Source organism: Aquipuribacter hungaricus, from assembly GCF_037860755.1.
Classification (GTDB): domain Bacteria; phylum Actinomycetota; class Actinomycetes; order Actinomycetales; family JBBAYJ01; genus Aquipuribacter; species Aquipuribacter hungaricus.
Map to the genome: position 1 here is coordinate 95,482 of NZ_JBBEOI010000002.1, position 24,014 is coordinate 119,495.

Here is a 24,014-nt window from a genome sequence, read left to right on the forward strand (position 1 = left end):
ACTGATCTACCCCTGAGAGGACATGTCATGGCGCTGGTGTTCGACGACTACAGCAGGGACCGGATCGGCTGGTTCTTCGGCCTGAACGGCTGGCAGCTGGCGACCCTGGTGACGACCAGCCTGCCCGTGTTCTTCGCTGTCCGGTCCGGCCTCTGGCTCACCGCGGCCGCCCTGAGCGGGGGGTGGCTGCTGGTGCTCCTGGTGACGGTGGTCCCGGTCAGGGGCCGCCCGGCGACCGGCTGGCTGATCGCGTCGCTGTCCTACCTCGTCGGGACCGTCGCGGGCTGGACCCAGTTCCGGGCCCGGGCCTCGGTGGGGCGGGCCGGGGTGATGGAGGCACCCGACTTGCCGGGCGTCCTGCACGGCATCGAGGTCCACGACGGCCCGCCCCGCGGGGCGTCGCTGTCCCGCGCCGCCATCGTCCAGGACCACGCCGCGCGGACGTGGGCGGTCACCGCCGCCGTCGTCCACCCCGGCCTGGGGTTCGTCGACGCGGAAGAACGTGCCCACCAGGCCAACGGCCTGGGCGGGCTGCTGGACCTGGCCTCGCACACCGAGCTGATCGACGAGGTCCTCTTCACCGTCCGCACCGTGCCCGACGACGGCGCAGAGCGGGATCTGTGGATGCTGCGGCACCGGCGGGCCGACGGGCCCCCGCTGGCCCGGGCGGTCAACGACGACCTTCGCCAGGCCCTGACGCAGGCATCGGTCCGGACCGAGGCTTGGGTGACGGTCGTGGTGCCCGAGACCCGCATGGCCCGCGCGGCCAGGCAGTGCGGTGGAGGGCTCGATGGTCGGGCCAGGGTCCTGTACGGGCTGATGGGGGAGGTCGAGGCCCAGCTGCGCGCAGGGATGGCCATGAACGAGGTCAGCTGGCTGACGTCACCGCAGCTGGCGCTGGCGTGCCGGACAGGGTTCGCCCCCGGCGACCGGGCAGGCGTCGTCGCCGCACTGGCTGAGCGGGATCAGGCCGACGCCGCCCGCGCCGCTGGTTCCAGCGGTGCTCCCGGCGCCGCTGGTGGCTCTGGCGGTTCTGATCGTGACGGGAGCGGCGCCCCGCGCATCGCCGCGGACGTGCCGTGGGCACTGGCCGGCCCGGCCGGGGCGGAGGCCACCACGAGGCACTACACCCACGACGCGTGGAGCTCGATCAGCGCGACGATCACCCTGCCCGACAGCGGGGCCGTGATGGGGGCCCTCGCACCGGTGCTGACACCCTCTGAGCCGGGGGAGCGGCGCAGCTTCATGGTGGCCTACCCCATCCTGCGGCAGGCCACCGCGGACCGGCAGAGCGCCACCCGGGAGTGGTCGGCAGACCTTGGTGAGGAGCTGCGCGCCAAGGCCGGGGTGAAGATGCGCGCCCGGCAGCGGACCGAGGCCACCCGCGCACGCGGACTGGACGGCAAGTTCGCCCGCGGTCACTCCATGACCCGCCCGTACGCGGTGTGCACCGTCACCGTGCCGAGCACCGCCCGCGTGGAGGAGTTCGGTCGCCGCTTGGACGCCTCGGTGCGCAGGGCCGGGTTCGCCCCACTGCGCCTGGACCTGTCCCAGGACCTCGGCTTCGCCGCATCATCCGTGCCGCTCGGCGTCAGCCTCAGCCGCCGCGGTGACGCATGAGCAGCGTCCTGAGCCGCATGAACGGCCATGCCACGGGCCGCGCCCAGGGAAGCGCTACGGGCCGGGACGTGGGTCGGCTGCTGGCTGACTTCGGGCACGACCTGCCCGTCGCGCCAGCCCCGGCCATGGAGGAGAAGGACGCCCGGCTGTTCCGGTACGCCGGGCGACGCGGACCCCGGCGCGCGGGCCGCGGGTGGGCGACGGCGCCGGCGCCGGTGTCGACGTGGCGGATGACCAGCGACCAGGCGCCGGTGCTGTGGCCGTTCATCGCCACCCCCGGCCTGCCCCCGACGGGGGCCTGGATGGGCATCGACCAGCTGAGCGGCGGCAGTTTCTACGTCGACCCGTTCGGGTGGGTCGTCCGCGACGACATCCAGGTGACAAACCCCAACATCTTCTGCTTCGGCAACCCCGGGGTCGGCAAGAGCGCCACGGTGAAGGCCATGGTCCTGCGGCTGCTGGACTTCGGGTACCGGGCGCTCATCCTCGGCGATGTCAAGGACGAGTACGAGAAGCTCTGCCACGCGGTCGGCGTGGAGCCGTTCACCATCGGCCCGGGACTGCCCGCCCGGGTCAACCCGCTGGCGTTCGGCCCGCTCGGGCAAGGGTGGGCGGACCTGGACCCGGTGGAGGTGCAGCGCCGGTCCTCGCTCGTCTTCGGGCGGTGGCTCACCCTGGTCCGGGGTCTGGTCGGCAGCCAGCGCATCGGGGACAGCCTGGTGCCGTTCGGGCCCAGCGACGAGGTCGTCGTCACCGCAGCCCTGCAGGAGCTCACCGGTTACGCAGCCGGCGGCTCGCGGCTGGTGGAGGTCACCATCCCCCAGCTGTGGCACCTGCTGGACAACCCCACCGACAGGCTGATCACGCAGTGCCGGTACGCCTCGCAGAGGCAGTTCCTCGACGAGACCCGGCTGCTGCGCGACGCCCTGGGCCAGCTCGTCACCGGCGCCCTGGCCGGTCTGTTCGACGACCACACCAGCATCGACGTGGACTGGCGCGCCCCGATCCAGTCGCTGAGCCTGTCCCGGCTGGAACCGCTCGGCGACGAGGCCGTCGGGATCGCCCTGCTGTGCCTGAACTCCTGGGGGCGGGCGATGCGGGAGACCGCGGCACCCGGGGACCTTCGCCTGGTCGTGCGGGACGAGTCGTGGCGCCAGCTACGCCTCGGCCCGGACGCGGTCAAGAGCTTCGACGCCGACCTCCGGCTGTCCCGGCGCGGCGACCTGCAGATCGCCGTCGCGCACAAGCCCGGCGACCTGCCGTCCGCCGGGGCCGCCGGCTCTCAGGCCGCCGTCATCGCCAAGGAGATGCTGCACCTGGCCGACATCAAGATCCTCCACGGCCAGGACGCCGCCGTCGGCGACGACCTCGAGCGGCTCCTCGCCCTCGGCCCGATCGCCCGCAACCTCGTCACCGGCTGGGCCCGCCACGGCAAGGGCCGCGCCGTGTGGGGGGTCGGGGAGCAGCTGTACAAGGTCCAGACCGTCCTGCACCCCCTGGAGAAGCAGCTGACGTTCACCAACGACGCCATCCAGGGCGCCGGCTGACGGCGGACAAAGAGATGGTTATGGTCAAGGTCACCGTCGCCACCGTCGCGGCCAGCCTGCTCGCCGGCCCACTCCTCGTCGCGCTGCTCCTCGCCACGGTCACCGCCCCAGCCGTCGGCGCGCACCTGGCCACGCTCGCGTGCACCGGACCGGGTAGCACCCCGGCCGGTGCAGGTGCGGCCGGGGCCGGGGCCGGGGAGTGGCGGGTGCCGTTCGAGCAGGCGTACACGGTGTCCAACCGTGGCTTCGGCCGGCAGTTCCACCCCATCCACCGCGAGTGGCGCCCCCACACCGGGCAGGACCTGGTCTCCCGGCCCGGACCCGGCCCGGTCGTCGCCGCATCCGCCGGCCTCATCAGCCGGGCCGGTGACGGCGGCGCGTACGGCAACGTCGTCGACATCGACCACGGCGGCGGGATCAGCACCCGCTACGCCCACTTGGCCAGCATCGACCCCGCCGTCAGCGCCGGCGCCCAGGTCAGCACCGGGCAACGGCTCGGCGTCGAGGGCTCCACCGGCACCAGCACCGGCAACCACCTGCACTTCGAGGTCCTCCGCCACGGCACCGCGGTCGACCCGGTCGCCTTCATGGCCCAGCGAGGCGCACCCCTGGACGGGACGGCCGTCCCCCCCCGGGCCAGCGCGCCGGACGACGTCCCCCCTGCCGGGACCGTCCTCACCGGATCCCTCCTCGCCGGCACCGCCACCCAGCCGGACGCCTCGGGGGAGGCGGGCGAGGGCGGTGTGGGTTTCGAGCTGCCCCCGGCAGGACAACCCCGAAAGGCCTCCGTAATCAACGCGCCGGTCCCTGTCCCCGCCGACGTCGAGGCCCTCTACCGCGCGGCAGCCGAACGCTACGCGATCCCGTGGACCGTGCTCGCCGGCATCGGCATGGCCGAGACCGCGCACGGCCGGCTCACCGCGACCTCTTCCGCCGGGGCCCGGGGACTGATGCAATTCATGCCCGCGACCTGGACGACGATGGGCGTGGACGGCGACGGCGACGGTCGCGCCGACATCACCAACGACGCCGACAGCGTGCACTCCGCCGCGCACTACCTCACCGTCTCCGGGCTCACCGAAGGACCCGACGGGGTCCGCGCCGCACTCTTCGCCTACAACCGCGCCGACTGGTACGTCAACGACGTCTTGGCCTACGCGCACGCCTACGGCGGCGGGAACGTCCTGGGCGACCTCACCGACTGCGGGCCCGGCACCACCAGCACCGCCGCCGGCGGAAACCCCCTGCTGCCCCCGATCGACGACGCCCGGGTGGTCACCATGCTCACCTGGGCGCACGCCCAGGACGGTGAGCCCTACGTCTTCGGCGCCAACGGCCCCGACTCCTGGGACTGCTCCTCCTTCACCCAGACCGCCCTGGCCCAGATCGGGATCAGCGCACCCCGCACCGCCGCCGCGCAACGGGACTGGCTCGCGGCAGGGAACGGGTACCGGGTCCAGCTGGGCCAGGAGCGCCCCGGCGACCTCGTCTTCTGGGACTCCTACCTCGGACCCGACCGGATCGGGCACGTCATGCTCGTCGCCGACCCCGCCACCTTCAGCACCATCGAGGCCCGCGACCGCCGCGACGGAACCGGCACCTTCAGCTACGCCGACGGACCCGAGCGCAACCGGTTCGAGATCTGGCGCGTCGGCAACCTCTCCGACGGCGCCACCCTCAGCCGGACCTGAGCCAGCCGCACCCCGCACAGGGGCGCCACCGCACGCGCCCGAGGACCCCCCGCACTGGTGACCGCCGAGGGTGCCGGGTTGACGTGTGGGGAGCATGAGCATGCAGCGGTCACGCCGTCACGACCCCTACCCGTGGACGTGGGAGCTCCCGCTCGGCATCACCGTCGCCGTGGTGATGGTTCTGGTGCTGGCCGCCCACTGCGGCCGCGCCGTCGCGAACCTGCTCGCCGGGCAGCCCTGGCGCTTCCCGCCGCGCACCGAGCTGTTCACCAGCCTGCCCGCCCTCCTCCGGGGCGACGCTGCCGCCGGCCTCCAGACCCCGCCCGCGCTGGCACCCGGACCAGGCGCAGCGGAGACGGTGGCCACCACCGGCACGTTGTGGGCCTGCATCGCCGCCGTCGAGGTCGGGGCGCTAGTAGTGATGGGGCTGCTCGGCTGGCAGGCCCTGGCCCGGTGGGGACCGGGCCGCCTGAAGGGCATGGCCAGCACCGCAGACGTGGGACGCATGCTCGGCCGGTCCCGGCTGCGAGCCAACCGGGCCGTCATCCGGCCCGACCTCTACGGCCGCCACCACGGGACCCCGACCGCCCGGCACCCTGCGTCTGTCCCTTCGTCTCTCCCGACGGCTGCCGCCCCCGCGGGCTCCGGGCGGCGCAGGTGAAGGCGGCGGCATGCCGGGAGGTCGGCTGGCGGCTCGGGAAGGCGCAGGAACCCCGCGGGGGCGAGCTGTGGGTGCCGTGGGACCGCACCGCCGGCGTCATCGGCCCCCAAGGGTCCGGGAAGACCCTGGACCTGCTCACCCCGGCCCTGCTGGGCGCACACGGCGCGGCCCTGGTCACCCTGACGAAGGTCGACGACCTGCTCCTCAGCGTCACCGCCCGCTCCCGCGACGGACGGCAGGGTGATCGTCCCTGCGTCGTCCTGGACCCGTTCGGCCTGGCACCAGGCCTGCCGGAGCTGGTGTGGGACCCGATCGAAGGCTGCGTCGACCCGATGGTCGCCGAACGACGCGCCAAGGCGTTCACCGCCGGCACCGTCAAGGCAGCCGTGAGCTCCGGCGGCGGGGACGACACCGCCGCCCGCTTCTACGCCGCGGAAGCCGCCAAGGTGATCCAGGCGTTCTTCCACGCCGCCGCCCTGACCGGCAGGTCCCTTGAACATGTGCTGCGCTGGGTCGCCAACCCCCGCAGCGCCAGCGAGCCGTCGGAGATCCTGCGAGAACACCCCCACGCCGCACCGTTCTGGCACGGCCTGCTCCACGGTGCCCTCCACGGTGACGACCGCACCGCCGGGAACACCACCACGACGGTGCAGCAGGCCATGAGCCTGTTCTTCCAGGCCGACATCCGCACCCGCTGCACCCCCGGCCCGGGGCGGGCCAGCACCGACATCGCCGACGTCATCCGCCGCCACGGCACCATCTACCTCCTCGGCCGCGAAGACCCTTACGCCTCCGCCTCACCCCTCATGACGGCGCTGGCCGAGCACGTCCTGGACACCGCCCTCACCCTGGCTAACGAGTCCCCCTGGGGACGGCTGTGCCCGCCGATGCTGGCGTGCCTGGACGAACTGCCCTCCACCGCACCCATCCCGACCCTGCGCACCCGGATGGCGAACGAGCGGGCCCTCGGGATCTCGTTCATCTACGCCGCGCAGACCTGGAGACAGCTCTCGGCCATCTTCGGCGAACCGGAGGCTCGAGCCCTGTTCGGCCTCACCAACGTCCTCGTCATGTTCGGCGGCTCCAAGGACGTCGCCTTCAACCAGGAGGTGTCCGACCTGGTGGGCACGACACGGGTGTCCCGCAGCAGCTGGCAGACCGGCCGAGGTGGCCGGACCGTGTCCGGTGACGACATCGCCGTCCTGCGCCCAGAAGAGATTCGCCAACTGCCCGAGGGGCGCGCCCTGGTGGTGGCCGAGAACGGCAAACCCATCATCGCCCGCCTGCACCGGTGCATCGACGGCCGGCCGGGCCGACGACTGCTGCAGCAGCAGCAGGAGCAGCGCGACCGGGTCTGCGCCACCCGCAGCGGCACCGTCAGCGCAGCCGCCCGCGCCGTCGCCGCCCACGCCGAAGCCCGCCGGCACGGCCTCGCCGCCCACGAAGAGGAACCCCTGTGACCACCCCGTCCACTGCCCCCCGGCCTTCCGCGGGCCTGATGGTGGCGCCGTTCCCGCAGCCGGCCCAGCTGGTGCGGCTGGCCTACCGCGAGCTGCACATCGCGGCCACCGGCACCAAGGAGCAGATCGCTGCCCTCGGTGACCCGGCACTGCTTCCGCGCCCGTGGGACCCCGCCTCGTGCATCCAGCCGCAGCTACGTCGACAGGTGTGGGAGTGGCTCGAGCAGGTCGTCACCTGGCTCAACTCCGAATACGTGTGGGACGCCGAGGCCGCCGTCCTGCCCTGCTGGCCCCAGCACCCCCACCTCGTTCACGAGATCGCCGTCCTCGCCGACCAGCGCCGCCGCACGGGCGCAGAGCTGACCAGCGAGGCCCTGGAGGACTGGCACCGCTACAGCCTGCCCGCCTTCCAGGACCGCACCCGGACCCGCACCAAGGGCCACTGCCAGGACGGGCACGAGCCCTGGCCCGCCAAGGGACGCCACACCCGCCACACCGCCGAGGCGGCCCACCGAGCCCGGGCCGAGGTGTACGACGCGGACGCCCTCGCCTCCCAGGCAGGGGCCTCGCCGGCCCCGCCACGACCGGCCCGGCTCAGCGTCGTCGATCTGGAAACGGGAGAGCTCAACCCCTGATCGAGGGCTCGCGCCTGCTCTGCCACGAGTGACCACCGACCAGGGTGTCCTCAGCTCGCGGCGGCTCGACCCGAGCAGCCTCGGCGCCGACGCACGTAGCGGCCCTTGCTGACGCGCTCGAGCAGCGGGCACCGCAGGAGGACCTGGGTCGCGGCCTGGAATGAGCACCCCAGGCGGGTGAGGACCTGCAGCAGCGAGTCGGTGGTGACGCTGCCTGGTTCGGCCGCGGTCGCAGCTCGGCGCAGCGCGGCGTCCGCGTCGGGCGGGTGGTCCCACCACCAGCCGCGGCCCCGGCCTCGCGGCGGAACCCCTGCGCCGGGGGCCCGTGATCCGGGCGGGACGAGGGTGGGGTCCTGCTGGGCGACGTACCCCAGCCACGCACGCAGGACCGGCACGGGCGGTGGGCCGCTGCCCGGGCCGCGCGTGGTGGACGGCTGCTGCTCCCACGCCGCCTGCAGCCAGGCACGCAGCTGCGGCGTGCTGAGCCTCTCCGCCGACAGGACGCGCCGCGCGGTCCGTGCCGCGGTGCCCGGGCGGGGCCCTCCCGTCCACGCCAGGCACACCCACACCTGCCGGGCATGCACCGGGAGCACGTGCAGGGACGGGTGCGCGGCGAGCAGCCCCGCCAGCGCAACTGGGCCCGCCACCCACGACGGTGTGTCCACGACGACGGCGAGGTCGGACTGCAGCCGGCGCACCGCCCCTGTCACGAGCTTCATCGCCGCGGCCTTGTCGACCGCGGGGACCAGCACCCCGCTGGCCGTACCGCCGGCACGAGCCGGGCCGGTCCGCGCTGCGGGTGCCGACCCGGCGGCTGCCCGTCGCGTCGCGGTGACCCGGTCGACCGGGGACGCCTCAGCGGGTCTCCCGCGGCTCGCTGAGGTGGGCCACAAGACGTCCGTGCCCGGGGCGTCCACGCCGTAGAAGGCCAGCAGCCGCTGAAGCACCGGCAGCGACAGCGGGCGCTCGAGCGCACCGGCTCCGACGAGCTCGTCAACGACGTCGTCGACTGTCCGGACCCCCGCCCGGGCCAACGTCCCGGCGACCTGCTCGATCGCGCGCGGGACCGGTGTGCCCCGCGCGAAACGTGCTGCCTCGGCCCGCAGCTGACTGACCCGGTCTGAACCCACCACTGGCCCCGGCTGGGGACCAGGCTGCGGTGGCTGCAGAAGGTCGTTCAGGACGAGCAGCTGGTCTCGTCGTCGCAAGGGAAGAGCGTGGGCGAGGGCCACCTCCATGACCGCGGGCAGGGCGCCCTGGGGCGGCAGGCGCGGCAGTACCCGCTGCACCCGCCTCCCCGTGACAGCAACCAGCACGGGGCCAGCCTGGCCTGAGGCCGCGGTGCTGCGACAGGGCAAGGAGGCGTCTGAGGCCGTCAGTCACCCAGGACGACCGTCCGCCTCCACCGGCCCAGTTGAGTGATTGCACCCGACTTTGGGCTCGGTGGCGTTCTGGTCTGGCCCCGATTGCCGGGTTCAGCGCCGCGGCGCTGGGGACGCCGAGGGCGAGGACACGGCCCGCGACGTCTCCGCGGCCGCCTCTGGGTCGGTCCGGTGCCTGACGGTGGGTTCGGTCGCAGGCATCGGCAGGTCGAGGTGGGCGACCAGCCGGTACCGGAGTTCCTGGGCGGGGCGGTCGCCGAGCGGCGCGGCCTGCACGACCTGCCGGGTGGCGGCCGGGACGTCGTGACCCTGGTCGCTGGCGGCCTGCATGAGGTGGGCCAGGGCAGGCCAGTCGTCCTGGGTGACGAGCCGGGGGTCGAGGGTCGCGGCCACCTCGTGCCAGCGTTCCGCCGGCGCCCCAACCAAGGGTGTAGTTGTCCCCAGGGCTGCCGGGGATCCGTGCGTCCCCGTCCGGGTGGCGGTCTGCAGCCGCTCCCGAACAGCCCGGACGTCCTGCAGGGCCGTGTCTGTGGCGCGCCGGGGGTCGGCGTTCCACGCCCTGACGTGCTCGAGGAGCTGCTGGTCGACCTCGGCGCGGCCGAGGTCCAGCCGACGCGACACCTCGACGGCGGTGGCAGGCCACTCGTGTGGCGGTCGGGCGGCCGCCACGGCCATCGCCTCACCGACGGCCTGGCCGGGGGGCAGGTTCCTCAGCCGTTCCTCGAGGAGCACCTCACCGAGCGGACGGGCCTGGCTGAGGGTCTGCCTTAGCGCCGCAGGGCCGCGGGTCGTGTATAGGGAGGCGGGGTCGGTGCCGTCGGGCAGCTCGACCACGGCGGGGTCAAGGCCGTGCAGGGCCAAGGTCCAGTAGGCACGCTCGGCGGCCATCCGGCCAGGGAGGTCCGCGTCGGTGGCCACCACGGGACGGACGGCCAGCGGGCCGCTCACCGGGTCAACATGGGTGGCGATCTGAGTGGTGATCTGGGCGGCGAGCTGGGCGGCCTGCTGGTCGGTCAGCGCGGTCCCCAGCGGCGCGACACCGACGTGGCTGCCTCTGGTGGCGAGGGTGACGGCGATCGCGTCCATCGGTCCTTCGACGATGACCGGGACGGCTCCGCCGCGCAGGAGGTCCTCGCCGGCGACGTACAGCTGGGCACCCTTGACGAACGCCAGGGTGGTGGCGGTGTTGAGGTACTTCGGTCCACGCTGTTCGGTGTCGGTGACGTGCGGATGACGGCGGCCGATGAACCCGAGGACCTCGCCGTGGTGGGTGATGGGCAGCACGGCCCGGTCGCGGAAGCGGTCGATGAGCCGGCCGGTGGTGGCTGTGGTGGCGACGCCCGCGGCCAGCATCTCCTCGTCCGTGACGCCGAGGTGTCCCAGGTGGCTCACCAGCCCGTTCCAGCCGCGGGGTGCGTAGCCGGGCCGGGCGGCAGGGCCCTCGACAGGGTCGTCGGCAGGGTCGTCGACGAGGTCGTGCCCGAACCGTTCCAGCAGGTGTGCTTGTGCCCACGAGCCGCGGTACTGGCTCTGGAACCAGTCCAGGGCGAGCTGGTTGACCTGCACCACCCGCTCGCGGGAGACCGGGGCGGTCTCGAGCTCGTAGGCCCGCTGCAGCTGCCGCTCGACGTCGCCGGCGCTGGGCTCTGGCGCACCGAGCACGTCCCGCAGCCGGGCCTGTACCGCGAGGTCGGCCGTTACGGCGGCCGCATGGTCGTGCAGGTCCAGCGCGGCTGGGGCGTCGGGGACGTCTGTGCGGTCGACCGGGTTGGGCACGGCAGCGGGCGATGCGGGGTGGCCGGAGACCCCGAAGTCCCCCCGCACTGACAAGGCGTGCAGCAGGTCGTCGTGGGGGGCGATGTGCGCCGGCTCCACGCTTATGGGGGGCCCGTCGCCGGCGCGGACCGGGAGGTCGGGGTCGACGCCGTCCCACAGGTCTGTCGGGGGCGGGTTCTCGGAGACGTCGGGGTGCTGGCTGGTGCCGGGGGCGGTGCTCGGGTCGGTGAGGACGGAGGCCCGCCACACCATCGCCAGGCACATCTCCTCGGCCGGCACCGCCGCGGAACTAGCTTCGGACGCGGCCGTGGGCGTGCCGACGGCGGCCAGGCCGGGTGGGGTGGCGGCGCTGAGCAGGGCGTCGACCTGCCAGCCGCGCTGCAGGCCGTGCTCGACCACGGCCACCAACGCCGGCCACAAGGTGCTGGCCTGCACAGCCTCGGCGCCGTGGCGTCCGAGCACTTGAGCGACGCGGTCCGCCCATGGCACGGGGAGCGGCTGGCCGCTGACGTCAGGGGCGGGGGGCCGGTGGTCGGGGGCGACGGCCAGGGCAACAGCGGGGGAGACGTGCCGGCTGATCCGCCACCACAGGGCGGCCGCGGCGTGGTCGTCGGGCAGCGGAGCGACCCGGGCGGCGTCCACCAGCAGGGGGCGGGCGTCGATCCCGGCGCGCGACAGCGCGGCGAGACGTCCAGCCAGGACAGGGGTGAACGCGTCGGCGGCGACGGCTGGCGCGGTGAGGCGCAGCAGCTCACCCCACTCGGCCATGGCGGGCGTGCGGCCGCTGTCGAGGTGTTCCTGCAGGGTGCGCTGCCAGGTGCGGGCCGCCTTCTGCAGCTGTGGCGGGCCGGTGGGGCGGCGGTCTCCCGGCTCGACCTGCATCGCAGCCCGCCACACCTCGACGTCGGCGACGACGTCTGCCGGCGGCCTCGGACCGGCCTGCTCCAGCCACCCCGGCACGCCTGACGCGTCGCCGACGCTCGCGCGTACCTGCGCCGCCAAGTCCACGACCAGGTCGGCGCGGTCCTTCAGGTAGGTGCCCCAGATGCGGTCCTGGGCGAGCTGCGTGGGGACGCCGGGCAGCCATGGCAGCGGCCCGGGGCCGCTGCTGCGGGACCCGGAGGCGTCCAGGCGCCAGTCGAGGACCGCGGCGGCGTCTGCTGCCCCGTCCAGGGGCCGGATCTCCGCGGCGCGGTGCAGGGCGTCGACGGGGTCGGTGCCGGCCGCGGCGAGCAGCATGAGGTGGGCGCGCAGGACGGGCCATGCGGGGGAGGTCGGCAGGCCGTCGACGACGCCCGCGACGTCGGTGGCTGCGGTGTCGATCCGGCGGGCCACGTCGGGGCCGAGGACGTGCTGCGCGGCGGCGTGCAGCGCGTCGACGTAGCGGACCGTGGCCTGGCCGAGCAGGACGGCTGGGGCGGCATGCTCACGCTGCAGCGTGCTCGCCGACGTCGGGGCGCCGTCGCGGGCGAGGATGGCTTCGAGCTCCTCGGTCGCGCTCAGCGGACGTACTACCTCGGGGCGGACCACGCTGTGGGGGTCGCCGTCGCCGACCACCTCCAGGTACACGTGGTTCGCCATCCGGCCGCGGGTGAGCATCGTGTACAGCTGCTGGCGGGACAGCTGGGACTGCTGCCCGCCCTGCTGGCCTCCCACGAGGCCGTGGATGGTGTCCACAGAGACGCCCTGCGCGGTGTGGACGGTCGTGGCGTAGCCGAGCTCGACGGAGGCTCGCACGTAGGAGGCCGGCAGCTGCACGCTGCGCCCGCTGCCTAGGTGCCGGGCGATGATCGCGCCGTCGTCGTGGACGGCGGTCAGGGTCCACCGGTCACCGTTCTTCACCCAGTCCGTCGACGTCGTCCGCAGCGACCGGTCGTTCGTCCGGGTGATGAGCAGGTCCCCGGCGCTGGCCTCGAGCCCGTCCGCCAGCCGCACCACCACCACCACCGCCGCTGCGGGCGTCCCCGACGTCAACTCGTTGCCGACGGTGCTGGTGCTGTCCTCGGCGGCGGTGCTGAGGCGGTGGGCACGGGCGCGTTGGTTGAGGTCGGCGACCAGGTCGTGGGTGGGCGCCAGCATGATGGAGTCCAGGCCGGCGGCGCGGTCGTCCCGCCAGGCCTGGAAGACCTCGTCGGTCATGGTGGTGAGGTCCCCGACGTGGACCCGGTCCTGGTCGAGGTAGAAGCCGAGCGCCTCCGCGCGGCCCTCGCGCAGCGCGAGCGTGGCTGCGCCCTCGGCGGGGTCGCGGAAGCGCAGGAGCTCACTGAGGTGGACTGCGCCGTGGGTCGCCGCGATGTCGCGCAGGACACCGCCGGCGCCGATCGCGGCGAGCTGCTGGTCGTCGCCGACGAGCCGGACGCTGCCGCCGCGCTCGATGACGAACGCCGCCGCGGTCGCCAGCGACATCGTGTCCGCCATCCCGGCCTCGTCGATCACCACCAGGGTCGTGGCGTCGATCCGTCGCACCCACTCCGGCAGGGGTCCTGGTGACCCATGCGCCTCCTGGTTCAGGGACCACGTCAGCTTGGCCAGGGTCTCGGTCTGGGTGCCGGTCTGCTCCCGCAGCGCGGCCGCGGCGGCCGCCGAGGGGGCCAGCCCCACGACGTGCCCGCCGCCCTCGGTCCATGCCGCCGCCAGCGCCGACATGGCGGTGGTCTTGCCCGACCCGGCCGGTGCGACCGCCAGCTGGAGCCGGGCACCGGAGGTGGCCATCTGACGCACCAGCGCGACCTGGCCGGCGTTCAGGACCCTCCCGTTGGCCGTGGCCTCCAACAGCGCCACGTCCACGGCACGGTCGTCGACGACCCGCCCGTCGAGTCTGCCGGCGAGCCCCACCATCTGCTGCTCGGCAGCGAGGACGGCGGCGGAGGTGAACAGGTCGGCGCCGGCGACCCGGTACACACTGCTGTCGTCGGCCCGACGCAGCTGCCCCGGCTCGGTCAGCGCACGCCCCCGCACGTCGCGCTCGGCCACGGCCAGGGACACCGAACGCCGCTTCAGGACCTCCTCGACCAGGGCGTCCACCGCCCGTCCGCTCACCTCTGCTCCGGCGCCGGCGCTGCGGACCTGCCGTTGCGCCTCTGCCCGGACGTGCCAGACCTGCCACGTAGAGCGACGCTCCTGCATCGCCGTGAGCGTCCGTCCCGCAGCTCCCGACAGCCACGCCGGGCTGGCGACGTCGAGCCCGCGATGCTGTGCCGACGGGCGACGCGTCGAGGGGTCGAGGACTCCCCGGAGCATCCGCTGGACCTGCTGGGCGCCGCCCAGGACGTGCTCGGCCTGCGCCTGCCACGCGGCGCGCTGCTCGGCCAGGGTGCGTGGTTCGTGCTTGGCGTCCCGGGTTTCCAAGGTGGCCTGCTGGGCCAGCTGCAGCGCCTCGACCGGGGTAGGCGGGCGACCGTGCTGACGCTGGAACCGGGTGGCGAGCTCGCCCTGACGCACCTCGATGCTCGCCCGCCGCGCCGACCACCGCTGCAGCAGGACCGGCTCGAACCCGACGACCTCCCGCACCGGACGCTTCTGCGCCTCAGCCCGGCTGCTCGCCCGGTCGTCAGCGCGGAAGTCGAACTGCACGCCGAGGTCGTCACGCAGCCGGGTCTCCAGCGCCGTGTTGTAGGTCTCCGAGGCGGTGACGACCGCCTTGAACAGGATCCGGCCGTCGATCGCCAACCACCGGCCGCCCTCGACCCCGGCACCGTCCGGGGCGCCGTCAGGGGCGCCGTCAGGGGCCTCGCTGCCGACCGGCCCGACGGTCTGGACCTTGTTGGCGATCGCGACGTGGGTGTGCAGGTCGGGGTCCCCGGCACGGCTGTCGCGGTGGGTGAACGCGGTCCCGACCAGGCCCCGCACGTCGACCTGACGCACGCCGTTGGTCCCGGTCCGGGTGTACAGGGCGTGGGTCTCGATGAACCGCAGCGCGTCGGCGACCGCGCCCTGGTGTGCTCGCTCGATCCGGGCGGCGATGTCCGGCGGGGCGATCGCCCAGAGGGCGCTGACGGACTTCACCGGGGAGAAGGTGAGGTCGTAACCGGCCACCGCGGTCGTCTTCGACCGTGAGTGCCGCGCGATCGCCCCGGCCAGCTCACGGGCGTCCAACGGCTGCCGGCCGTGCTCGGCGAGGAAGAACTCCCGACCCACCTCGGTGCGCACCCGCGCCCGTTCCTCGGCCGGGACCGGCCAGTCCCCTGGCAGCCCAGCGTCGGTGCTGATAGCCGCGATGCGCTTGGCGACCTCGAGGCGGAACGGGCTCACGTCGCCGGTGAACACCTTGTACGGCGCCCCGAGCCGGGTCACGGCCTGCCGGTCCCGCACGCTCAGCCCCCCGGGCCGACCTGGCTGGTCCGGGTTGGCCGCCTCCAGCGCGGCCAGCCTCTGCGCGGCGAGCGGGTGGTGCCCGGAGCCGAACAGGGCCTGCATCTGCTCGGCGGTCACGACGTCTCCCACGGCGAGCCCATCGATCCCGGTCATACCGGAACCCACCCACTGCCCTGGGGTCTCACCGCGGTCGGTGTAGTAGCTGGCCAGCCCGGTATGGCCCTTCTCGGTGGCGTCCATGGCCGCGACCTGACGGGTCAGGTAGTCGTACCCCGACCCCGCCGTCAGCTTGTGGACGCTCATCACGACCCCCACACGGCAACGGAACGCCGTCGGCGGTCAGCAGGGGACGCCCGGACGTCGCACCGGAAATGCAAGAGGTGTGTGGCACATGGATCTCGTCGCGCTGGAGGGGGGACGAAGGGGCGCTGAGACGGTCGGCTTGCGCGGAGCTCTGCGTCGGGTCAGGGTCCGCGGTCCGCGTAGGTCAGATCGGCGGTGGTGAACGGGATCGGGTGGAGGTGACCGCCGGGGGAGTGGCTAGGTACCTGTGGGGGAGTCGGAGTCCGTAGGCGAACCACACTGGAGTGAGCAGGTGAGCAGGCGTGAATGAGCAGGCAGTGAGGTCGACGGGTCGGCAGTCGGTGCGGCAGGCGGCGCGAAGGGCGGTGCTGGACGCGCAGTCCGCGCGGCGACGTGAGCGCGCCGAGCGCGAGCAACGTGTCGAGGCGTTGGTGGTCGAGGTGCTAGTGGCGGTCCGGGAGCGGGACGCAGCCATCGCGTCCGCCGAGGCTCGGGCCGGCGCCGCTTTGGACCGGATTGTTCAGCAGGAGCGCCTCACCGTCCGCGAGGTCGTCGACTGGTGCGCCGACGGGGCCTTGAGCACTCGAGAGGTCGCACGGCTCCGGGCCGTCGCGGCCCGAGCAGCCGGGTCCGTCGCGCCGCCTGCCGCACCAACTGCCGACCCGTCGACTTCACTGCAGATAGGCGGTGGTGAACGGGGTCGGGTGGAGGTGACCGCCGACGTTGTGCGCCCGCCCTCCGCTGGCTACAGCTCCTGAGCGGCCGGAGAAGGGGCGGCGCCGGTCTCATCTTCGGGCGGGGCGGCTTGTTCGCAGCGGCGTCGTGCTGCCCGGTGACGCCGGCGTCGCAGGACAACGGCTGGCGGACCTGGCTACCTCGTCCCGCAGATGATCGTCAAGCGGCGAAGCGCTGTGAGCGGGGCCCGTCCTTTCGTTGCGGGCTGCACCGGGGGCCGGCATCGGCCGGCGCAGGGCGGACGAGCTGACCGCCCGGACCTACGATCGCCGCATGGTGCGGTTCGTGGCGCTGTCGCGCCCCGAGGCCGCGGCTTACCTCGAGCGGTTCCTGGGGGAGACCCCTCAGGCCCTGGCCCGGACCGTGGAGCTCGCTGCCAGCCTCGACGGACCGCGACCAGGGATCTTCGACCTGAGCGCTGCGTCGCTGGACCCGCTCTGGGGCTGGGCTGCGCCCCTGCTGTCCTGGCGCGACGGGTACACGCCGCCGGCGCCAGGGGAGCCGGGGGGCCGTGTCCCCCTCGACGTCCTGGAACCCGAGGACGAGCTACCGAGCTGGTTCGACCCGGTCGTGCCCGGGTGGGCGCGGTGGTCAGCAGAGTCCCTCTCGCTGATCGACGGCCTCGCTCGCTACCTCGGTGAGACGCTCGTCAGGGAGGTCCCCACGGCCCGGTGGGTAGCCGGGCATGCCCGGGCGCGGGGGTACATGTACCAGAACCATCCCGTCGTGACCGGGCTACCCGTCGACGACAGCGAGCCCATGGCTTCCGTCGCCGTCATCGCCTCACGGGTGCTCCTCCCGACCCCCGGGCCCAGGACGCTGGGGGACCTGTTCCACACCTGGACCTGACGGGCTGGCTGCGGCCCGCGTCGACTGCACCTCGGTCCGTCCCGACAGCCGACCCCTGTCCGGCGGCGAGAGCTCTCGCGCGGGACCGGCCGCAGGCCTCCGGCGTCCGTCATACAGAGGATCGGTTGTCGGGACGCGCTGGGCGGTAAGGCTGACCCGGCACCTGGATCAGTCGAGCGTCCAGGCGCCGCCGACGGGCTGATAGCCAAGCGCTTCCTCTGTCCCGTGAAGGTCGGCGACACGGTGCCGGTTCGCCGACGTGACGTTGGCGACCAGGAAGCCCTCCACTTCGGCCTCGACTGCTCCCCGCAAGAAGCCGACAGCGTCACGAGCGCTCAGCCATGCCGAAAGCTCCGAGACCGGGGTCGTGGCCACGTCCAGCCGCCTGCCGGGGAAGTAGCCCAGGCGGAGGGCGACCACCGACGTGCGTGACGTGGCGGCCACCCAGGAGCCGAGGGCCTCGGCCCATGCCTTGGTTGCGCCGTAGAGGTTTGCTGGGCGCGCCTGGTCGGTGGCCCGCCGCTGGGCGTGCTCCGGTAGCCCGGCGACCGCCTGGAGGCTGCTCGCCAGCACGAGTCGACGGACACCGGCGTCCATCGCCGCACGTGCCACCGTGTAGGCACCCACGACATTGGCTGGGAGCAGCTGCTCCCAGGTCGCTTCAGGGTCCGGCACGGCCGCGAGGTGGACGACTGCGTCGGCACCGGCGAAGGCCTTTCGACAGGCGTCCAGGTCGGTCACGTCCAAGGTTTCGATCGGCCCTTCTAAGACCTTGTCGGTCAGGCGCAGCCGCCACGCGTCAGCCAGCTCCTGGCTCACCGAACGACCGATCAGTCCAGCCGCGCCGGTCAGGACCACCCCTCGCTGCTGCGGCATCCCGTCACGCTAGACGCACGACCCGTGCGAGACGCAGGAGAAGCGGCCCTCCCCGAACCGGGATCCCCAGCTACGGATCGGCTGGCGGAACAAGGGTCTGTTGGACGATTGCTCCCGTCGCGGCGCCGTCGTGGGATGTTGCGGACGTGGGTTTCTGGCCTGTGTGGGCAACCGAGCAGGTGCACGTGCAGTCGCCCCAGGAGGCCTGGCAGCGGCGCGGTGAACGGCTGTGCATGCAGCTCGACGTCGCCCTCGCGCCATGGCTCGAATCTCCGGTGGCGCACGTCGGCTCGACGGCGGTGCCGGGCCTGGCTGCGAAGCCGATCCTCGACGTGCAGGCAGCGGTCCTCGACCTCGGGTGCGCGGAGCTGATCGCGCGGGTGCTAGCTCCTGCAGGCTGGCACCTCGTCCCTGCCGAGCTCGACGCCAGGCCGTACCGCCGGTTCCTGGTCCTCGTGGTCGACGGACATCGCGCGGCGCACCTGCACCTGCTGCTCGCCGGCAGCGCGCGCTGGAGCGAGCAGCTTGCCTTCCGTGATCAGCTGCGAGCCGACCCGACGCTCGTACGCCGCTACGCGGAACTCAAGCAGGCGTTGGCCGCGGAGCACGCTGACGACCGCGAGGCCTACACCGCAGAGAAGGCCGACTTCATCCGGGACGTCCTGCAGCGGTCGAGCACTGGTCCTGAATGAGCAGCGTCACGCAGGTCAACAGTCGTCTGGCATGCGGCTCCTGGGCCTACGAGCGAGCAGAAGCTGCTTCCACGAGGGCGAGGACGTCGCGATAGGTGCCGTCGAGGTCTCCCTCTCGGCTGGTGACCCAGCGAGCCCGGGGCCGACCGGCAAGCATCGCCATCATCCGCTGGCGCATGTCGACCAGGTCTCGCAGCCCATCATTGCGGCCGAGAAGGTCCGCGGCGTCGCGGTGCTCAATCCGCTCCCTCTCTGCGGTGCGCCGGGCGAAGCGCTCGAGCATCTGCTCGGGGTCGAGGTCCACGACAATCTCCACGAACGTGCTGTGCACCTCGAGGGCGAGCGACTCCAGCTGCTCGGCCAGCTGCGGACGCGCCAGGAACTGCGGGACCGCGACATCGTGACCGGCCTCAAGGTGGGTCCGTGCCATCGCCAGGGCCAGCGTCCGCGCCGCTGAGCCTGCGGCGTCGGAGCGGTCGAGCCAGCCGCCCAGCAGAGAACGCACAACGTCGATGTCCAGGCACAGCGCCAACGGGTGATCGCTGACGTAGCGGCGGGCCAGAGACGACTTCCCCGACGCCGGTGGACCGTTGAGCACGATCAGTCGCGGCACGCTTGAACGCTAGACGTGTACGGGTGTGCGCTGCTATCAGACAGGAGGTCTGGCAGCCCTCCAGGCGCTTAGATCAGCGACCCCGACACGTCCTGAGCGCTGCTCGCTGCTGCTCCGCTTAAAGGATCGGTCATTGGGGCGCGTCGAAGGCCGTGGCAGGCGGCTGGGCAGGGCAGGGCTGGACCGGGGCCCCCGGCTCTTGATGTTGAATCTCGTACTGGCACTCCGAGCAGGGCTCCCCGTCGATTGCGTGCTCGCGCCAGTCGTGGAGGCACGCCTCGCAGTCACCGATATACGGCCTCCTCCGCCTGCGCCACCAGACCATCTCCGAAGTGTGCCGCTTGCCGATCGGCAAGGATCCGCCGACCCCTGATCGGTACATACGCGCCGCGGCAACGGCGGCCGCCCTGCTGGCGGTGTGTCAAGGACGGTCCTCTATGACCCGGGTACACGCATGCCGGTTTACGCCCGATTCAGAACCTCTTCGAGTCGGCGGGCCTCTGTTGCAAGCCGTGTGCGCCCTCCGCTGGCGACTCCGGACAGCCCTTTCACCGAACCGCGGGCGCCGGTTGAGAGGGCCAGATCGACGGCGAGCACCAGCAAGTCCAGGAGGCCGCGGCGGCCGGAGACGATGGCGGCGGGTAGTGCCGCGGCCACGATGTCCCACACCAGCCGTTGTGCCGCGGGATTGGCGCGTGAGGCCTCGGTCAGGGTGCGGGCTACCCGCATGGGTGAGACGGTCGGCCAGGCGAGCAGCTCTCCGATGCTGAGGCCGGCCGCTGCCCCGTCAAGTCCCCCTGCTCGGGCGAATCCGCGGAGGGCGTCAGCAGAGGCGGTTGCTACCTCAGCGTTTCCCGCGGCTGCGGCCCAGCCGATCGCCAGGGCGGTACCGATACCGGTCGGGCCGCCGGCGAGCGGGAGGAGTGGGAGGGTTTGCGTCACGCCCGGGACTCCCACGGCGGTGGTCTCCAGAAGGCGGATCACGAGGTGCGCGGCAACGGCGTCCCGGTGCTGCGGCAGCGTGAGCAACAGTTCGAGCGGGCGCGCCAGGTCCTCCCGCTCCCAGTAGTGTCCCGCGTCAGCGACGCGTCCGGGGAGGGTGGTTGCGTGTCCCCCGGAGCGCGACCACACCGTGACGGTGCCCGCCCGCTCGATCAGATGGGGATTGACAACAGGTGGTGGGAGCACGTCGGCGACCGGGGCGTCACCGAGCCCGCTCTCGCCGGGGTGCGTCCTCCACGGGTGTTGCCGGAGCCGCACTGTCGCCGGGACGACCTCGATGTCGGGCTGGCCGTAGTCGACGGCCCCAGCGAGCCACTGTGACGCGGGACTTCCGATCGCTCGGAGATCCTGCGCCAGAGCGTCGCGGTCGGCACTCAGTGGCAGGCGCAGCCAGAGCTGCTGCAAGTCCAGCGGGCCGGGGTTAGCGCCGATCTGCGACCACGCGCGCAGCCGGTCCAGGGCGGCGCCTGGGTCTATCGCGCCGGTGACACGGGTGGGCGTCGACAGCAGAGGACCGGACACGCTGCCATGGATGAGGGCCGCCAGCTCCAGCACCCGCACACCCGTGCAGCCGTCGATCCCCCCAGGTGGCACCCACCCCATCACCCCGACCGCATCGTTCTCCTGCACCGGGGCGCCGCCCGGCGTCATCACGTCCCGCAGCAGACGCTCGACCGGGCCTCGTTCGCTGCTGTCCCATCCGAAGCCGGCCGGGCGCCGGGGCGCCGACTCGTATCCGAGGCGCCGTCTGAGCGGCCAGAGTGCCTTGCGGACGCCCTCGGGGTCGGCGGCAGCGTGCCGGGACAGGCCGTCCAGCACACGCTCGCCGGCGCGCGGGTCGCGGGTCTCGACATGTTCAGCGGCCGCCTCGACCAGGTCCCGCAGGTCCATGACCGGTGCCAGCAGGTCAGCTTCGACGGCGACGTCGAAGGGGAGCCCGCCCGGGGTGGAGGGGTCCGGGACGAGGTCGGGCATGACGAGGTCGGGTGCGGGCGGTTTGTCGGGTGCGCCGAGCACCTGGGTCACCCGTTGCTGCAGCACGGGTGCGACGTCGCCGGCCGCCTCGCGCAGCTGCGCGACGGTGCCCAGGTCACACCTGGGAACGAGCTTGGCCAGCGCGTCCAGAGCCTTTTCCTGCACGTCGCGGCGCTCGTGCTGCAGCGCAACGGCGGCTGCGAGCGCCACCTCGTTCACGCGGTCGGGCGCACTGCGGTTGAGGCGATGTAGCCAGGTCAACGTGGCTGTAGCCAGACCTTTCTCCGGGCGGGACAACGCCGCCCTAGCGACGTCCAGCGCGGTGTCCATGTCCATCTCACCGGCGTCGTGGGCCTCGCGGAGCAGCCGGAGTGCGACGCCCGCCGTCGTCCCCGGTCCGTCAGCTACCAGCCCGACGTACGAGCGCAGATGGCGCACCGCGTCCTCGGTTGTCGGGTGCAGGGCCTCATGGATGCCCAGCACCCCACCCACGTGCCCACGAGTCCCGCCCCGCACGAGCGCGTCGAGCGCAGCGGCAAGGAGGTGGTCCCGGTCGATGGTCCCCTCGGCGCTCAGGAGGGCGAGAGCACCGGGCCATGTCTGCTCCGGGGGCGCGGTGCGCGTGCTGTACGTCCCGTGCTCGTCCCGCTCGTGAAAGGTGTTGCGGTGACCCATCAGGGTCCCCACGTCATTCGTGGCGAGGATCGCGGGCAGCAGCCCGCGCAGCTCCTCGTCGTCGCGAAGGAGCTGCGGCAGGTCGAGGTCCGGGCACCTGCCGATGTGGGCGACGACCCCGGTGAGGTACGGAGCGCAGGTCGGGCGAGGAGAACCCCCGGCGCATCTGAGCGCCTCCACGACGTCGACCGGTATCCCCTCGAAACCCCCCCACGCGACCTGCTCGGCGAGCCGCTCGACCAGGTCCGGCAGCCACGGGGGCCGCCGGTCCAGAATGGTCGCCACGACAAGCCAGCCGCCTATCTGGGTCTCCCGCGGTCCGCCGGTGGCGCCGACACCGTCGTGCCATCCCGTGTCGCTGCGGCGCAGCGAATCGGTGAGTGCCGCTGCAGGCAGCGTCCCCGCCTGGGCGACGGCTAGGACCCCACGCAGCGTGTACCCGAGGCGCTCGCTCCGGCTCGGCCGGGTGAGCTCCGCCACGGCTGGGGCGATGGCTCGCCGCGCGGGCTCGTCCAGCGGGGCGAGGAATCGACGGACCTCGGTCGCGCCGCGGGAGAGCAGCTCGCAGAGCTCGTCCTCGGTCATGCCGTCTGCGGTGCGCTCAGGAGGTTGGCCATGCGCGCGGCCAGGACGTGCGAGCAGGGCCCACGCCCGCCTCGGTGCCGCGCCCACCAGTGACAGGTGCACGACGGAGGGCCGGAACCCACACCGCCGCGGACGTGGTGCTGGTTGCCCGCGACCTGCACCACGATGAGGTCGCCGTCTCGTCGCAGACGACCCTCGGTCACGAGACGCCGGGCGGAGCGCAGCCGGGGGTTCAGCGCCTCGGCGTCCCCGGCGTCGTACGGCAGGTCGCGGGCGAACCAGCAGCCGCCGGAGGCGTCGTAGCCGACCCGGCCTGCCGTTCCAAGGACAGCCAGTGCCTGCTCGGCCCTGTCCGTGGTGAGGTCCGCAGCGACCCCGACCTCGGTGAGCGTCATGGCCGGCAGCCATCCCATGACGTCGGCCACCAGGTCCGCATCGCTGACGGCGGTGTCGTCGGCCAGCGCCTCGAGCACGCCGCCTTCCCCGGAGAAGCCGCGAGAGACCTCCGGGGACAGGGTGAGTACCAGGCGGGACCCGGGCAGGACGAGCTCCCAGGCGCTCGGGGCGGGGCTGCCGTCGTTCGCCGGGCCGTAGACCCTCATCGTGCTGGCGAACCGGAGCAGCGGGGCCAGCGTCAGCAGCCGCTGCGGCCCGGACATGGGGACCGAGTCACGACCTGCCCGTGTGCTGAGCGTCAGCGACCGGCCGGTCACCGTCGCCCACAACGACGACCGTGCGTCCGAGCGTGGCAGCGAGCGCAGGAACCGACGTGCTTCCGTCCCGGTCACCTCACCACGGGGCGTCATGCGCGCAAGAGCCACGGGGGCCTCGGCGAAGCCCCGGAGCCACCGCTGCGGCAGGGGCACTTTCCGCTCGACGACAGCCTCGTCGAGCGTGGTCACCTCGAGGGCGTCCGGGCCGACGGACAGGTGCAGCGGCTCGCGGCCACGGACCCTGGACAGGGCCGCCTGCAAGGGCTGGTTGACGTCGACGTTGGTCGTCCCGCGATCGAGCACCTCCCCGTCCAGGTCCCGCTCGGTGATGTCGAAGCGGGCGTACACCCCGCAGCAGGCGGAGAAGGACTCGAAGCGCAGGTTCGCGCCGTCGCTCGTCACGACGGGGTCGAGGATCGACCCCATGCGTGTGGCGGTCATCGGCACGTGGTAGCGGGCCCGGGCCACCGCAGCCACGGCGAGCAGCCCCTGAGCCGCCTGCTCGGGCTCGGTGAGGAACCCGACAAAGAAGCGCGGGTGGTCGAGGGAGCTGGTGTTCCAGCCACCCGACGTCTGTAGGCCCAGCTGATTGCCCGATATCGCCGACGATGCCCGGTAGCGCAGGCTGCTGGTGGCATCGCTGGCGGTCACGTTGTGACATCGGCCGCCGGCCCGTCGCCTTGAGGACACAGTGGGGGGGCGAGATCGGATGATGGTGGCCAGCTCGGTAGCACGGCTCGCCTCCCCCGCATCGGGGCTTGGGTGCAGCCACCCGCGCACGGCGGACCGCACCTAAAGCGGGTCGTAGGGCCTCCCGAGTCGTTCCTCTGGGGCTGCCCGCAGGGTCAGCCGCCTTCGATCGCGGAGGGCGACCACGCCGTCCCAGCAGACGATCGTCTATCGGTTCGCT

General features: G+C 73.1%; 15 protein-coding genes. 9 read left to right on the top strand and 6 right to left on the bottom strand.

The features are described from left to right. The first annotated feature begins 27 nt into the window (after nt 1–27). From WCS02_RS01290 to WCS02_RS01315, 6 genes are all read left to right on the top strand, one after another. Entirely contained in the window at nt 28–1,620 is a 1,593-nt protein-coding gene (locus WCS02_RS01290) for an SCO6880 family protein (RefSeq protein WP_340288555.1), read from the top strand. After that, entirely contained in the window at nt 1,617–3,167 is a 1,551-nt protein-coding gene (locus WCS02_RS01295; RefSeq protein WP_340288558.1) for a TraG/VirB4 family ATPase, read from the top strand. Before WCS02_RS01290 ends, WCS02_RS01295 begins: the two co-directional genes overlap by 4 nt. A 14-nt stretch (nt 3,168–3,181) precedes the next feature. Then, nucleotides 3,182–4,858: a peptidoglycan DD-metalloendopeptidase family protein gene (locus tag WCS02_RS01300; RefSeq protein WP_340288561.1), complete on the top strand. Its 1,677-nt coding sequence runs from the start codon at nt 3,182–3,184 to the stop codon at nt 4,856–4,858. 94 nt (nt 4,859–4,952) lie between these two features. Next, a complete protein-coding gene (locus WCS02_RS01305) occupies nt 4,953–5,519 on the top strand; it encodes a hypothetical protein (RefSeq protein ID WP_340288564.1) in 567 nt (188 codons plus the stop codon). After that, the gene (locus WCS02_RS01310) at nt 5,516–6,979 is read left to right on the top strand and encodes a type IV secretory system conjugative DNA transfer family protein (RefSeq protein ID WP_340288567.1); all 1,464 of its coding nucleotides are present in this window, start codon (nt 5,516–5,518) and stop codon (nt 6,977–6,979) included. The genes WCS02_RS01305 and WCS02_RS01310 overlap by 4 nt, the downstream gene beginning before the upstream one ends. Next, nucleotides 6,976–7,614: a hypothetical protein gene (locus tag WCS02_RS01315; protein WP_340288570.1), complete on the top strand. Its 639-nt coding sequence runs from the start codon at nt 6,976–6,978 to the stop codon at nt 7,612–7,614. The genes WCS02_RS01310 and WCS02_RS01315 overlap by 4 nt, the downstream gene beginning before the upstream one ends. Nucleotides 7,615–7,664: 50 nt before the next feature. Here the strand turns inward: WCS02_RS01315 and WCS02_RS01320 are convergent, their stop codons facing one another. After that, nucleotides 7,665–8,366: a hypothetical protein gene (locus tag WCS02_RS01320; protein ID WP_340288573.1), complete on the bottom strand. Its 702-nt coding sequence runs from the start codon at nt 8,364–8,366 to the stop codon at nt 7,665–7,667. A gap of 723 nt (nt 8,367–9,089) precedes the next feature. Then, complete coding sequence (gene mobF, locus WCS02_RS01325) at nt 9,090–15,389, bottom strand: MobF family relaxase (RefSeq protein ID WP_340288575.1); 6,300 nt, start codon at nt 15,387–15,389, stop codon at nt 9,090–9,092. A 302-nt stretch (nt 15,390–15,691) separates the two neighbouring features. On the opposite strand from mobF, the gene WCS02_RS01330 reads away from it, so the two are divergent. Together WCS02_RS01330 and WCS02_RS01335 are read left to right on the top strand one after the other, a co-directional pair. After that, a complete protein-coding gene (locus tag WCS02_RS01330) occupies nt 15,692–16,147 on the top strand; it encodes a hypothetical protein (protein ID WP_340288578.1) in 456 nt (151 codons plus the stop codon). 250 nt (nt 16,148–16,397) lie between these two features. Then, nucleotides 16,398–16,973 carry a hypothetical protein gene (locus WCS02_RS01335; RefSeq protein WP_340288581.1) on the top strand — a complete coding sequence of 192 codons (576 nt, stop codon included), beginning with the start codon at nt 16,398–16,400 and terminating at the stop codon, nt 16,971–16,973. 168 nt (nt 16,974–17,141) lie between these two features. Here the strand turns inward: WCS02_RS01335 and WCS02_RS01340 are convergent, their stop codons facing one another. Then, the gene (locus WCS02_RS01340; RefSeq protein WP_340288584.1) at nt 17,142–17,849 is read right to left on the bottom strand and encodes an NAD-dependent epimerase/dehydratase family protein; all 708 of its coding nucleotides are present in this window, start codon (nt 17,847–17,849) and stop codon (nt 17,142–17,144) included. Between the two features lie 185 nt (nt 17,850–18,034). On the opposite strand from WCS02_RS01340, the gene WCS02_RS01345 reads away from it, so the two are divergent. Then, complete coding sequence (locus tag WCS02_RS01345) at nt 18,035–18,541, top strand: GrpB family protein (protein WP_340288587.1); 507 nt, start codon at nt 18,035–18,037, stop codon at nt 18,539–18,541. Between the two features lie 46 nt (nt 18,542–18,587). Here WCS02_RS01345 and WCS02_RS01350 read toward each other — a convergent pair whose 3' ends face one another. The 3 genes from WCS02_RS01350 to WCS02_RS01360 all read right to left on the bottom strand — a co-directional run bounded on the left by WCS02_RS01350 (nt 18,588) and on the right by WCS02_RS01360 (nt 23,755). Then, the gene (locus tag WCS02_RS01350) at nt 18,588–19,154 is read right to left on the bottom strand and encodes an AAA family ATPase (RefSeq protein ID WP_340288590.1); all 567 of its coding nucleotides are present in this window, start codon (nt 19,152–19,154) and stop codon (nt 18,588–18,590) included. 462 nt (nt 19,155–19,616) lie between these two features. After that, nucleotides 19,617–22,391 (bottom strand): DUF6493 family protein, encoded by a 2,775-nt coding sequence (locus WCS02_RS01355; RefSeq protein ID WP_340288593.1) that lies wholly within the window; start codon nt 22,389–22,391, stop codon nt 19,617–19,619. Next, nucleotides 22,388–23,755 (bottom strand): SWIM zinc finger family protein, encoded by a 1,368-nt coding sequence (locus tag WCS02_RS01360; RefSeq protein ID WP_340288596.1) that lies wholly within the window; start codon nt 23,753–23,755, stop codon nt 22,388–22,390. The genes WCS02_RS01355 and WCS02_RS01360 overlap by 4 nt, the downstream gene beginning before the upstream one ends. Nucleotides 23,756–24,014 lie beyond the last annotated feature (259 nt).